The organism is Pseudomonas sp. Z1-14 (assembly GCF_051132005.1).
In the GTDB taxonomy this organism is placed as follows: domain Bacteria; phylum Pseudomonadota; class Gammaproteobacteria; order Pseudomonadales; family Pseudomonadaceae; genus Aquipseudomonas.
In genome coordinates this window covers 5267914-5281670 of sequence record NZ_CP071646.1, presented here as the reverse complement: position 1 = coordinate 5281670, position 13757 = coordinate 5267914, and the positions used below count along the sequence as shown (strand labels likewise).

Here is a 13757-nt window from a genome sequence, read left to right as displayed (position 1 = left end):
GCTCAGGACGGTCGCAGACCGCGTTCCAGCCAGAGGCGGCTGGCCAGGGTTACCAGGCCGTCGAGCAGCAGCGCCAGCAAGGCGGTGCAGGCCGCGCCGAGCAGCAATTGCGGCTGATTGTTCAAGGCGATGCCGGGGAAGATCAGGCTGCCAAGGCTGTTGGCGCCGATCAGGAACGCCAGCGGTGCGGTGCCGACGTTGATCGCCAGGGCTACGCGCACGCCACCGACGATGATCGGCACGGCGTTGGGCAGTTCGACTTTCCACAACACCTGGCGCGGGGTCATGCCGATGCCGACGGCAGCTTCCTTGAGCGAGCCCTGGACATTTTTCAAGCCTTCATAGGTGTTGCGCACGATGGGCAACAGCGAGGCGAGGAACAGGGCGAAGATCGCCGGCCCGCTGCCGATGCCCAGGATACCCAGGGCAATGGCCAGCACGGCCAGGGGCGGCACGGTATTGCCGATGTTGAACACTTGCATGAAGCGTTCGGCGCGCCCGACCATGCCGGGGCGGCTGAGGGCGATGCCGGCGGGAATGCCGACGATCAGGGCCGCCAACATGGAAGCCAGTACAAGCATCAGGTGCGCTTGCAGGTAGAACAGCAGGTCGTCGCGGTAACGGTGGATCGTATCGATGCCGATCCAGTGGACCAACAGGGCCAGGAGGGCGACGACGACCGCCCCCCCGATAAGCCCTTTGCCATAGCGGATAGCCACAGGCGGACTCCTTTGTCTTTTTTTGTCGGCGCACGCTTTCCCGGGCGGCGGACCTTCATTGGTTGCCGGGAAAACGTTCGCGAGAAGCAGCTCTTTTCGATGCCGTCAAAACGGCTGTCGAAGCGAGCCATGAGCGCAGCCTCGTCAGGCTAACTTGCTGATTTTTCAGCCCCTGACGGTTGCTCGTATCAGGGTGGTGGACGCCTCCACGTGGCAAAAGGTTCCCATGTGCGGCAGCATCTGGCCACCCTTGATGTGCTCAACGGTTCGGTTCCTGGCACAAGTTGAGCTATAATCGCCGCCCTTTTTTGAATCACCTGCCAGGCGATTTCCCATGACCAAACAGGCCGCCGAAGTCGCGAAACGCCGCACTTTCGCCATTATTTCCCACCCCGATGCCGGTAAGACCACCATCACCGAAAAGCTCTTGCTGATGGGCAAGGCGATTGCGGTGGCCGGCACGGTGAAATCCCGCAAGTCCGACCGCCATGCCACCTCCGACTGGATGGAGATGGAAAAGCAGCGGGGTATCTCCATTACCACGTCGGTCATGCAGTTCCCATATCGCGAGCACATGATCAACCTGCTCGACACCCCGGGCCACGAAGACTTCTCCGAAGACACCTACCGCACCCTGACCGCGGTGGACTCGGCCTTGATGGTCCTCGACGGCGGTAAGGGCGTCGAGCCACGGACCATCGCGCTGATGGACGTCTGCCGTCTGCGGGACACGCCGATCGTCAGCTTCATCAACAAGCTCGACCGCGACATTCGCGACCCGATCGAACTGCTCGACGAAATCGAAGCGGTCCTGAAGATCAAGGCCGCGCCGATCACCTGGCCGATCGGTTGCTACCGCGACTTCAAGGGCGTTTACCACCTGGCCGACGACTACATCATCGTCTACACCGCCGGCCACGGTCATGAGCGCACCGAAACCAAGATCATCGAAAAGCTCGACTCCGACGAGGCCCGCGCGCACCTGGGCGACGAATACGAGCGTTTTGTCGAGCAGCTGGAGCTGGTGCAGGGCGCCTGCCATGAATTCAACCAGCAGGAATTCCTCGACGGCCAACTGACTCCGGTGTTCTTCGGGACCGCCCTGGGCAACTTCGGCGTCGACCATGTGCTCGACGCCGTCGTCGACTGGGCCCCGCGTCCGCTGCCACGCGTTGCCAACGAGCGCACCGTGGAGCCGGTGGAAGAGAAATTCGCAGGCTTCGTGTTCAAGATCCAGGCGAACATGGACCCCAAGCACCGCGACCGTATCGCCTTCATGCGCATTTGCTCCGGCAAGTACGAGAAGGGCATGAAGATGCGCCACGTGCGCACCGGCAAGGACGTGCGTATCGGCGACGCCTTGACCTTCTTCTCCTCGGAGCGCGAGCAACTGGAAGAGGCCTTCGCCGGTGACATCATCGGGTTGCACAACCACGGCACCATCCAGATCGGCGACACCTTCACCGAAGGCGAAGCCCTGGGTTTTACCGGCATCCCGCACTTTGCCCCGGAACTGTTCCGCCGGGTACGCCTGAAGGATCCGCTCAAATCCAAGCAACTGCGCCAGGGCCTCCAGCAGTTGGCCGAAGAGGGCGCCACCCAGGTGTTCTTCCCGGAGCGCAGCAACGACATCATCCTCGGCGCCGTCGGTGTGCTGCAGTTCGACGTCGTCGCCAGTCGCCTGAAAGAGGAATACAAAGTCGAGTGCTCCTACGAGCCGATCACCGTCTACTCCGCCCGCTGGATTGAATGCGACGACAAGAAAAAACTCGAGGAATTTTCCAACAAGGCCGTGGAAAACCTCGCGCTGGACGGCGGCGGCCACCTGACCTACCTGGCGCCAACACGGGTCAACCTCGCGCTGATGGAAGAGCGCTGGCCAGATGTGAAATTCCGCGCGACGCGCGAGCATCACTAAGCCCCAAGCGTCGAAACCGGAAACCTGTGGGAGCGAGCCTGCTCGCGAAAGCGGTGGGTCAGCTTGCCTGGATGTCGGATCTGCGGGCCTCTTCGCGAGCAGGCTCGCTCCCACATTGGACCTTTTGGTGTTATTGGGTTTGGGAATAAACCTTATTCGAAACCAATCTTTATGGCAGCGGCATTTCTGGCTGTTCCGTGGCGTCCTATCTGATGAACCGGTCTGTTCGGAACAGTGTTTCCTGAGCACCGTCGGCCCCGGCTTTATCCGGTAAAGAAGGAATTGGCTATGAATAAGCTGCTGCGCATGATGTTTTTTCTAAAGGTGTTGGTGATGCTGTCCCTCGGTTCCACCGCTGCATGGGCCGAATGCGATGAGCACGAGAAGCACGCGTCGAGTGGCTCGGTGGTTCAAGGCGAGTTGATGCTTGCCGCGACCGATGCGGACGCAGGCGATCCGGACGATGGCGAGGATGATGATGGTTCGCCAATCGACACGCCGGATGGCGATGAGGATGAAGAGGGCGATAGCCAGACGTAGATGCCCTGCATAAAAAGCCCTCCAGCCCGAGTCGGTCTGGAGGGTTTTTTTATTTCCCTGGCCAGGGTGTGGTTGCCCCGCCCATGGGTAGTCGATTTTTGTGCTCCGCATAATTTTTCATTATATGTCTGAAATATAAAATCCTGCTTGTGTCCCCGTTATAAGTTCTATCTGTAAGAATCTTCCTAACTGCTTGTAGGTTCATTCTTTTCGCATTGATGACCAAGCATTTAAAGCTATCTGTTTTTGCACCGCATTGGTTACAGTTGTACCGCCAAGCGTACACGCAAGGTGCAGCGCAATGACGGTGACTGGAGCGTGCAGGAAACAAAGTGATCCGCAGTCCGGCGCCTAGCTTCGATATGAAAGTTCATGTCGACGAAACGCAACGTTAGCGGATATTTAAGTCAGTTAGGGGGGCATATTTACTCAGGTATCCCTCCGCGAGCTCCTTCAGTCAGGAACTGATTGTATTGCGTTACAATTTAGCTGGGCGAGAATTTAGAGAGCCTACTATACATATGGCTGTCGTTCTCGATTGCTAAAGTTCCTGCCGCTGGAAAAATTTGAAAACTATAGAATGGATCGAGGCTAAGATATCTCCTATAACGCAGGAAAAGTTCCTCTGCACGAGATGGCGATCGAATTTGCCGTTCTTATTTTTCGCATAAGTTAACTCCTATAGCTTTTGGAAAGGCGCGAGAATCGATCATGGATAACGATCAGTTTAGAAGTAAGTGGCAGCAGCGCTGGATGGAAGACAATACATTTGCCGCTGATAACGTCAGTAGCAAGCCTCCCTATTATGTTTTGGATATGTTCCCGTACCCTTCTGGGAATGGCCTGCATGTAGGGCATGCTGTCGGTTATATTGGAGCCGATATCGTCGCCCGTAGAAAAAGAATGGAAGGGTTTAATGTATTGCACCCTATGGGCTGGGATGCGTTCGGTTTGCCGGCGGAACAATACGCAATAAAAACTGGCACGCACCCTGCAGAAATCACCAAGATAAACTGCAAAAACTTCAAGGGCCAACTGAAGCTGATGGGGTTAAGCTACGATTGGAGTCGAGAAATCGACACCTCTGATGTCAAATACTATAAGTGGACGCAATTTCTCTTTCTAAAACTCTACGAGCGTGGCTTGGTGTATGAGAAGGAGGAAAATGTCTGGTGGTGCGAGGCACTTAAAACAGTTCTCGCCAATGAGGAAGTTATCGATGGTCGCTCTGAGCGGGGTGATCACCCTTGCATCAAAAAGCCGCTGAAGCAGTGGGTAGTCAAGATCACTGAATATGCTGAGCGGTTATTAGCCGACCTGGATCGACTCGACTGGCCTGAATCAGTCAAAAAAATGCAGCGAGAATGGATCGGGCGCACAGAGGGTATTGAAATTGATTTGCTGACGCGTGAGGACGCCGCCCAGCTCTTAACGTTGTACACCTCAGAGGCCGAAACACTGTATGGCAGCAACGCCGTGTTCCTCTGCACTGAACATCCCTATGTGAAAGAACTGTGTCAGGGTCGTGACAGTGATCTTTCTGCCAGGATCGCCGCGTTGCAGGATCCGAAGATGACAGTGGACGGCCTGTCTTTAGATCGCCATGTATCTCATCCATTGACGGGCGCATTTCTGCCTATTTATGTCGTCAACTACCTGGCGTTCGATGGAAAAGAACAGGCGATATTCTCTGTCCCTGAGACCGATCCCAAAGCTGCAGCGTTGTGCCAGCTCTTCGGCTTATCGCACCTGTCCGTGCTCGATGAGGCGGATGGACAGGTCGTCCTCAGAAACTCCGCAAGTTTTAGCGGCCTCTCAAGACACGAGGCTCGGGAGCGGATTGAAGCAAACCTCATCGATGATCATTGTGCCACTCGTAAAGTGCGTTACCGGATGCGCGATTGGTTGTTCTCACGACAGCGCTATTGGGGCGAACCTTTCCCACTGTATCGAGACGGTAACGGTAAGCTTATTGCTGCCAGCCCTAACGAGCTGCCAATCGAATTGCCGGTAGTCGAGAACTTCTGCCCCGGTGCCGATGGCGCGAGCCCTTTGCAACGTGCACAAGAGTGGGTGAACTGCTGTGATGCGGCGGGTGACCCGCTCTACCGGGTCACGGACACCATGCCCGGATGGGCCGGCTCGTGCTGGTATTTCTTGCGGTTCATGGACCCCCATAATGACGCCGAGCCGTTCTCCGCACAAAGTATGGAGTATTGGCAACAGGTCGACCTTTATATGGGCGGTTCAGCCCATGCGACCATGCATCTGCTCTATGCCAGATTCTGGCACAAGGTCCTGTTTGATGTAGGTCTGGTGAATTTTGATGAGCCCTTCAAGACGCTTTATAACCAAGGATTGGTGACGGCTGATGCCTTCAAGGATGGAACCGGTCGCATCGTGGCCGTAGATGACGCCGAGTATCGCGTAGGTAAGTATTGGCTGAAAAATAGCGGTCACGAGTTGCAAGCTTTCAATACCAAAATGTCGAAATCCCTTCTCAACGTCGTCGTTCCTGATGACATCATTCGTGATTACGGCGTTGACACTTTCCGGATCTACATGATGTTCATGGGGCCGCTCGGGCAGAATAAAAAGTGGGACATCAAAGGGATAAAGGGGTGTGAGCGCTTCCTCAATAGGGTACTGAGTATTTTTTTCGATGGTCCTGAATCCGAAGCTACGCGCAATGAATCCGCGGCTTCGGATCAGCATCCGCTGGAGAGTTTGTGGGGAAAAACCCTGTCCAAGGTCGATGCGTCCTTCGAGACGTTGAATTTTAATACCGCGATTGCTGCGTTTATGGAATTCATGAATCAGGCCGAGAAGTACAAGGGGTATTTTCTTGAGCAAATAGGCGCTGATTTCGTAAAGGCCCTGTTCCCGTTTGCTCCTCATGTCTGCTCTGAAATTTGGGAGCGTTTGGGCTACAACACTATCGACTCTGAACCCTGGCCTCAGGTTCGAGTGTGTCCGATCAAGGCGACGCGGATCTATATCAACGGCAAGTATGTGGATGACCTAACGGAAGGGACAGGCGAGGAGTCGGTTGACGTCGATTTGGCTCGAAGCAAGGTTATCAAGGCCCTCGAAGGGTGCGCAGTAACCAAGGTGATATTTGTGCCAAATAAGGTTGTTAACTTTCTTTGCACTCATGAGGCCCGGGGATGACGATGAGGATGCAGAGAGCGACAGCCAGACGTAGATGCCCTGCATAAAAACCCTCCAGCCCGAGTCGGTCTGGAGGGTTTTTTTATTTCCTGTGGCGAGGGAGCTTGGCCCCGCTGGACCGGTCCGACGCTTCGGGCGCAGCAGGCCCAAAAGGAGGGTCCGCTTCGCGGCCCAGCGGGAGCAAGCTCCTTCGCCACAAAGGCTTTCTTGCCTTAAGTGCTTTGCTGCCTTTTAGCCTTACGCCGCGCCGTCGAGAAACCGCTCGGCGTAGTGACACGCCACCAATCGGTTATCCAACGGGCGAAGCGCCGGCTCTTCGGTCTTGCAACGCTCGGTCGCGTACGGGCAGCGCTTGTGGAAGGCGCAGCCGGACGGTGGGTTGAGCGGGTTGGGCAGTTCGCCGACGATTTTGATCTTCGGCTTGTTCGGGTCCGGGTGGATGGTCGGGGTGGCCGACAGCAGCGCCTGGGTGTAGGGGTGCAATGGGCGGCTGTAGATGGACTCGTTGGGGCCCATTTCCACCGGGCGGCCGAGGTACATCACCATCACGTCGTCGGCGACGTGCTGCACCACCGCCAGGTTGTGGGAGATGAACACGTAGGCGGTATTGAACTCCTGTTGCAGGTCCATGAACAGGTTCAGCACCTGCGCCTGGATCGACACGTCCAGCGCCGAGGTCGGTTCGTCCGCCACCAGCACCTTGGGCTGCAGCATCATGGCGCGGGCCAGGGCGATGCGCTGGCGCTGGCCGCCAGAGAACATATGCGGATAGCGCTGGTAATGCTCGGGGCGCAGGCCCACCTGCTTCATCATCGCCTGGACTTTGTCGCGACGCTCGGTGGCCGAGAGGTTGGTGTTGATGAGCAACGGCTCGGCCAGTTGATCACCGATTTTCTGCCGCGGGTTGAGGGACGCATAAGGACTCTGGAAGACCATCTGCACGTCTTTGCGCAGTTGCTTGCGCTCGGCCTTGTTGGCGCCGGCCACTTCCTGGCCGGCGATTTTCAAGGAACCGGCGGACGGCTCTTCGATCAGCGTCAGGGCCCGGGCGAGGGTGGATTTGCCGCAACCGGATTCGCCCACCACGGCCAGGGTCTTGCCGGCTTCCAGTTCAAACGACACACCGTTGAGGGCGCGCACGGTCGCATGGCCCTTGAACATGCCACGGGACACTTCGTAATGACGGGTCAGGTCACGGGCGGTAAGTACGACGGCCATCACGCCACCTCCTGGTTCAACGGGTAGAAGCAGCGGGCGAGGCTGTTGGATTTCGGATCGAGCGCAGGGCGCTCCTGGCGGCAGTTGTCGCGCACGTACGGGCAGCGCGGCGACAGCAGGCAGCCTTGCGGGCGGTCGTAGCGACCGGGCACGATCCCCGGCAACGTCGCCAGACGCTCGGCGCCCATGCTGTGCTCCGGAATCGCCGCCAGCAGTGCTTCGCTGTACGGGTGGGCCGGGATGTCGAACAGCTGCGGCACCTGGCCCACTTCCACGGCCTGGCCGGCGTACATCACGCACACGCGCTGGGCGGTTTCAGCCACGACGGCGAGGTCATGGGTGATCAGCACCAGGCCCATGTCCTGCTCTTTCTGCAGGGCCAGCAGCAGGTCCATGATCTGCGCCTGGATGGTCACGTCCAGAGCGGTGGTCGGTTCGTCGGCGATCAGCAGTTTTGGCTCGCCGGCAATCGCCATGGCAATCGCCACGCGCTGGCTCATGCCGCCGGACAGTTGATGCGGGTAGGCATCCATGCGGCTGGCGGCGCCCGGGATCTCGACTTTTTCCAGCAGTTCGATGGCGCGCTTGCGGGCGGCCTTGCCGGACAGCTTCAGGTGCAGGCGCAGCACTTCTTCGATCTGGAAACCCACGGTGTAGCTGGGGTTGAGCGCGGTCATCGGGTCCTGGAAAACCATCGCCAGGTCCTTGCCGACGATCTGCCGGCGCTGGCGGTTGCTCAGCTTGAGCATGTTCTTGCCGTCGAAGTTCAGCGCGTCGGCGGTGACGATGCCGGGGTGCTCGATCAGGCCCATCAGCGCCATCATGGTCACGGATTTACCCGAGCCCGATTCGCCGACGATCGCCAGGACCTCGCCTTTGTCTACGCTCAGGTCCAGGCCGTCGACCACCGGCACGGCGGTGGCGTCGCCGAAGCGGACGTTGAGATTCTTGATTTCTAGCAATGACATGGGAATCTCCTCAGGCGGCATTCTTGAGTTTCGGGTCCAGCGCATCGCGCAGACCGTCGCCCATCAGGTTGATTGCCAGCACGCTGAGCAAAATGGTCAGGCCGGGCAGGCTCACGACCCACCAGGCGCGTTCGATGTAGTCGCGGGCCGAGGCCAGCATGGTGCCCCACTCAGGGGTTGGTGGCTGCACGCCAAGGCCGAGGAAGCCCAGGGCGGCGGCGTCGAGGATCGCCGAGGAAAAGCTCAGGGTCGCCTGGACGATCAGCGGTGCCATGCAGTTGGGCAGCACGGTGATGAACATCAGGCGCGGCAGGCCGGCACCGGCCAGGCGGGCGGCGGTCACGTAGTCGCGGTTCAGCTCGCCCATCACGGCGGCGCGGGTCAGGCGCACGTAGGACGGCAGCGAGACGATGGCGATGGCGATCACGGTGTTGATCAGGCCAGGGCCGAGGATGGCGACGATCGCCACGGCCAGCAGCAGCGAGGGCAGGGCGAGCATGATGTCCATCAGGCGCATGATGGTCGGGCCGAGGATGCGCGGGAAGAACCCGGCGAACAGCCCCAGCAGGATGCCCGGGATCAGCGACATCACCACCGACGACAAGCCGATCAGCAGCGATAGCCGCGAACCCTGGATCAAGCGCGAGAGCAAATCACGGCCCAGTTCGTCGGTGCCCAGCAGAAACTGCATCTGCCCGCCTTCGAGCCACGCCGGGGGCGTCAACAGGAAGTCGCGGTATTGCTCGCTCGGGTCGTGCGGCGCGACCCACGGGGCGAAGAGTGCGCAGAACACGATCAGGATCATGAACAGCAGCCCGGCGACGGCGCCCTTGTTACGGGAAAACGCCTGCCAGAATTCTTTGTACGGGGACGGGTACAGCAGGCTTTGATCGACTGCTACCGCGGTAGTTGGAGTACTCATGGTCTTGATCTCAGCGCTGGTGACGGATACGTGGGTTGGCAAAGCCGTAGAGGATGTCCACGACGAAGTTGACCAGAATCACCAGGCAGGCGATTAACAGGATGCCGTTCTGCACCACGGGATAGTCCCGGGCGCCGATGGCTTCGATCAACCACTTGCCGATGCCCGGCCAGGAGAAGATCGTTTCGGTCAGGACCGCGCCGGCCAGCAGCGTGCCGACTTGCAGGCCGACCACGGTCAACACCGGGATCAGCGCGTTGCGCAGGCCGTGCACGAACACCACGCGCGATGGCGACAGGCCCTTGGCCTTGGCGGTGCGGATGTAGTCCTCGCGCAGCACTTCGAGCATCGAGGAACGGGTCATGCGGGCGATCACCGCCAGCGGAATGGTGCCCAGCACGATGGCCGGCAGGATCAGGTGATGCAACGCGTCGAGGAACGCGCCCGGCTCATCGGCCAGCAGCGTGTCGATCAGCATGAAGCCGGTTTTCGGCTCGATGTCGTAGAGCAGGTCGATCCGTCCCGACACCGGTGTCCAGCCCAGGGACACCGAGAAGAACATGATCAGGATCAGGCCCCACCAGAAGATCGGCATCGAATACCCCGCCAGGGAGATGCCCATCACCCCATGGTCGAACAGGGATCCTCGCTTGAGTGCCGCGATCACCCCGGCCAGCAGGCCGAGGATACCGGCGAACAGCAGCGCGGCCAGGGACAGTTCCAGGGTCGCGGGAAACAGTGAGCTGAACTCGGTCCATACGCTTTCACGGGTGCGCAGCGATTCGCCAAGATCGCCCTGGGCCAGTTTGCCGATGTAGTCCAGGTACTGGGCATACAGCGGTTTGTTCAGGCCAAGGCGTTCCATTGCCTGAGCATGCATTTCGGGATCGACCCGACGTTCGCCCATCATCACTTCCACGGGGTCGCCGGGGATCATGCGAATCAACGCGAAGGTCAGCAAGGTGATGCCGAAGAACGTGGGAATCAGTAATCCCAGTCGGCGGGCAATAAAACTAAACATCTTCAGGTGTACCTCATCAGCCGGTTAGGCGTGCCCGGCAATCCTTTGGTGAAGGTTGCCGGGCGTCTTCTTATCTACTTCACCTGGGTGGTGGCGAAGTTGTTAGTGGTGAGCGGGCTAATTACATAACCCTCTACGTTCTTGCGCATTGCCGTGAACATGCGGGTGTGGGCCATGCTGATCCATGGCTGGTCCTGGTTGAAAATCACCTGGGCCTGCTCATAGAGCCTCGCGCGCTCCTCGGGGTTCACTGTGGCGCGTGCCTGGTCGAGCAGCGCCTGGAATTTCTCGTTGCACCAGCGCGCGTAGTTTTCGCCGTTCTTGGCGGCTTCGCAACTGAGCATAGGCGTCAGGAAATTATCCGGGTCGCCGTTATCGCCCGCCCATCCGGCGGAAACCATGTCGTGCTCGCCGTTTTTCGCGCGTTTGAGCATTTCGCCCCATTCCATCACGCGGATATCGACCTTGATCCCGACTTTCGCCAGGTCGGCTTGCATCATTTGCGCGCCGAGCATCGGGTTGGGGTTGGTCGGACCGCCGCCGTTGCGGGTGAACAGGGTAAACACGGTGCCTTCCGGCACGCCGGCTTCCTTGAGCAACTGGCGCGCCTTGTCGAGGTCGCGGGTCGGGTTCTTCAGGTCGTGGTTGTAACCCAGCAGCGTCGGCGGGTACGGATTGACCGCGGCGGTGGCGTTGCCCTTGCCGAACAGCGCGTTGACGTAGGCTTCCTTGTCGAAGGCCAGGTCGATGGCTTTGCGCACCCGCACATCGCTCATGTATTTGTGGCTGGTGTTCAGGGCGGTGTAGGAAACGGTCATCGCATCCAGCTCGGTGACCTTCAGGTTCGGGTCTTTCTTGATGCCGGGGATATCGTCCGGTTTCGGGTAAAGCGCAATCTGGCACTCGTTGGTCTTGAGTTTCTGCATGCGCACATTGTTATCGGTGGCGATCGCCAGCACCAGCGCATCGGCCGGCGGCTTGCCCCGGAAGTAGTCCGGGTTGGCCTTGAAGCGAACCTGGGCGTCTTTGTTGTAGCGCTGGAAGATGAACGGCCCGGTGCCGATCGGCTTGTTGTTCAGCTCGCCGGCCTTGCCTGCCTTGAGCAACTGGTCGGCGTATTCGGCCGGGTAGATCGAGGAGAACGCCATGGCGATGTCGGCCAGGAACGGTGCTTCGCGGCGGGTCAGGGTGAACTTGACCGTGTGCTCGTCGACTTTTTCGACGTTCTTGAGCAGTTCCTTGAAACCCATGCTTTCAAAGTACGGGAAACCCACGCTCGACAGTTTGTGCCACGGGTGATTCGGGTCCAGCTGGCGCTGGAAGCTCCAGACCACGTCGTCGGCGTTCATGTCGCGGGTCGGCTTGAAGTAATCGGTGGTGTGGAACTTGACGCCTTTGCGCAGGTGGAAGGTATACGTCAGGCCGTCGTCGCTGATGTCCCAGGACTCGGCCAGGGCAGGAATCACTTCGGTGGTGCCGGGCTTGAAGTCGGCCAGGCGGTTAAAGATCGTTTCGGCCACGGCGTCGGCGGTGACTGCAGTCGTGTACTGGACCATGTCGAAGCCTTCCGGGCTGGCTTCTGTGCAAACCACCAGGGGTTTGGCCGTGGCGCCAACGGCAACACTCAGCAGTGCGGCGGCAATGGCGGCGCGTAGGGGGTTCATGTTCATCGTCAATCCTCTGCAATCGGTTGAACGGCAAAAAACCGAACGGTCAACCTTGTGGGTCGACCGTCGGTGGAAAGGTTAGAGAATGTTGAACGGGATGGTGGTGACCAGGCGGAATTCGTTGATGTTGCCATCAGCCTGGTTTTCGCTGGCGCGGTGTGTGGTGTAGGTCGCACGAATCGCGGTGGCCTTGAGCGGGCCGCTCTGCACGGCGTAGGAGGCGCCGACGCCATATTCGTAGTGAGTTTCGCCGTCCATCAGGCTCAGGTCGCCGCGCTGCTTACCTGGATCGGTGTAGGCAGTGCCACGGTAATGCGTGCCGTCAATGCCCCAGCCACGTGCCTGGTAGATGTTGAACTTCAGGCCGGGCACGCCGTACTCGGCCATGTTCAGGCCGTAGGCGATCTGGAACGATTTCTCGTTCGGGCTGTTGAAGTCGGACAGCAAGGAGTTGGCCAGGTAGATGCCGTTGGTTTCGTGCAGGTAGTCGAAGTATTCGTCGCCGTTCACTTCCTGGTAGGAGAACGTCAGGCTGTGAGCTTGGTGAGCAAGGCCGAGGGACAGGGAGTAGGTATCGTTGTCGATATTCCCCATCAGTTTTTTGCCTTCGTCGACGGTTTTGTAATAATTCAGGCTGGTGGTCAGGCTGAGCACCTGGCTATCGCCCAGTTCATGGGTGGCGCCGAAGTAGTATTGGTTCCAGAAGTCTTCGACCTTGGCGCCATACAGGCTGGTTTTCAGGCTCTTAAACGGCTGGTAGTTGACGCCGGCGGTATAGACCTTGTCGGTTTCCACGCCAGTGGCGGAATACTCGGTGCGAAATTTCGACAGGCTCTGCTCGGTTCGTGGCGAAACGCGATCGAAGCCGGCCAGATCGAACGACAGGTTGTTGAATTCTTCACTGTGCAGGCTGATACCTTCGAAGCTCGAAGGCAATGCACGGTTGCCGATGACGTCGATGATCGGCGTACTGAAATTCTGGCGACCCGCGGTCAGCGTCGTGTTCGATACGCGGAACTTGGCGTTGGCCAGGCCCAGTTTGCTCCACTGGTCCACGGCATCGCCGTTGGAGTCCGCCAGGGTGCGGTTGGAGCCACCGGCGATGTGCTTGCGATCCCGGTCCAGCACGATAGCGTTGTAGGCGGCGACTTCGGTGCTGACGCCGACGGTGCCCTGGGTAAAGCCCGAGGTGTAGTTGACGATGGTGCCTTGGACCCAGTTGATACGACGAGCAATCGGCGTCGCTGGCACGGTAGGGTCATTTTTTACGCTATTTGGCTTGTAGCTGAATCGGTCGTCGCGGCGTTTCAACTCGTTGGAGTACCAGTTACGCGTCGTGCCTCCCAGGCTTTGGCCGTCGATGAAACCTTTTGCTTCGCTTTGGGCGCTGCTGTCGGCCAGCGCGGTAGGAACGAATTCCTGACTGACAGATTCAGCGTAAGCCGTGGCCGTAACGCTGCTGATGGCCAAGGCCAGTATCGCGGTGCTGCTCAGTTTCATGGGTAACGCTCCTTTTTCTTTCTTTTTTATGCCGTTCTTTTTCGGTGATACGGCTATTGGTTTACAACTCATTTGCAGCTTGCAAACGTTTGCCAGGCGCTTGATCGGCGAAT

Annotated in this window: 10 protein-coding genes; 3 read left to right on the top strand and 7 right to left on the bottom strand. The window is 58.8% G+C overall.

Translation table 11 applies throughout. The features are described 5' to 3' along the window. Positions 1–2 precede the first annotated feature (2 nt). Positions 3–719 carry an ABC transporter permease gene (locus J3P89_RS24355; protein ID WP_186612146.1) on the bottom strand — a complete coding sequence of 239 codons (717 nt, stop codon included), beginning with the start codon at positions 717–719 and terminating at the stop codon, positions 3–5. A gap of 334 nt (positions 720–1053) precedes the next feature. Here J3P89_RS24355 and J3P89_RS24350 point away from each other — a divergent pair, with 334 nt between their 5' ends. From J3P89_RS24350 to leuS, 3 genes are all read left to right on the top strand, one after another. Beyond that, entirely contained in the window at positions 1054–2637 is a 1584-nt protein-coding gene (locus J3P89_RS24350) for a peptide chain release factor 3 (protein WP_434626148.1), read from the top strand. A 288-nt stretch (positions 2638–2925) separates the two neighbouring features. Beyond that, positions 2926–3177 carry a hypothetical protein gene (locus J3P89_RS24345; RefSeq protein ID WP_434569836.1) on the top strand — a complete coding sequence of 84 codons (252 nt, stop codon included), beginning with the start codon at positions 2926–2928 and terminating at the stop codon, positions 3175–3177. 711 nt (positions 3178–3888) lie between these two features. Further along, entirely contained in the window at positions 3889–6348 is a 2460-nt protein-coding gene (gene leuS / locus J3P89_RS24340) for a leucine--tRNA ligase (RefSeq protein ID WP_434695885.1), read from the top strand. Between the two features lie 237 nt (positions 6349–6585). On the opposite strand, the gene J3P89_RS24335 is transcribed toward leuS, so the two are convergent. The 6 genes from J3P89_RS24335 to J3P89_RS24310 all read right to left on the bottom strand — a co-directional run bounded on the left by J3P89_RS24335 (position 6586) and on the right by J3P89_RS24310 (position 13644). Then, on the bottom strand, positions 6586–7566 hold the full coding sequence (locus tag J3P89_RS24335) for a peptide ABC transporter ATP-binding protein (RefSeq protein ID WP_305496858.1): 981 nt from the start codon (positions 7564–7566) through the stop codon (positions 6586–6588). Continuing rightward, a complete protein-coding gene (locus J3P89_RS24330; RefSeq protein ID WP_434653691.1) occupies positions 7566–8534 on the bottom strand; it encodes an ABC transporter ATP-binding protein in 969 nt (322 codons plus the stop codon). The genes J3P89_RS24335 and J3P89_RS24330 overlap by 1 nt, the downstream gene beginning before the upstream one ends. Positions 8535–8544: 10 nt before the next feature. After that, positions 8545–9456, bottom strand: a complete 912-nt coding sequence (locus tag J3P89_RS24325; RefSeq protein WP_186613348.1) for an ABC transporter permease subunit — start codon at positions 9454–9456, stop codon at positions 8545–8547. Positions 9457–9466: 10 nt separating this feature from the next. Next, positions 9467–10477: an ABC transporter permease subunit gene (locus J3P89_RS24320; protein ID WP_305496852.1), complete on the bottom strand. Its 1011-nt coding sequence runs from the start codon at positions 10475–10477 to the stop codon at positions 9467–9469. Between the two features lie 74 nt (positions 10478–10551). Beyond that, the gene (locus tag J3P89_RS24315) at positions 10552–12147 is read right to left on the bottom strand and encodes an ABC transporter substrate-binding protein (protein ID WP_434695884.1); all 1596 of its coding nucleotides are present in this window, start codon (positions 12145–12147) and stop codon (positions 10552–10554) included. Positions 12148–12222: 75 nt separating this feature from the next. Further along, on the bottom strand, positions 12223–13644 hold the full coding sequence (locus J3P89_RS24310; RefSeq protein ID WP_434673518.1) for an OprD family porin: 1422 nt from the start codon (positions 13642–13644) through the stop codon (positions 12223–12225). Positions 13645–13757: the final 113 nt, after the last annotated feature.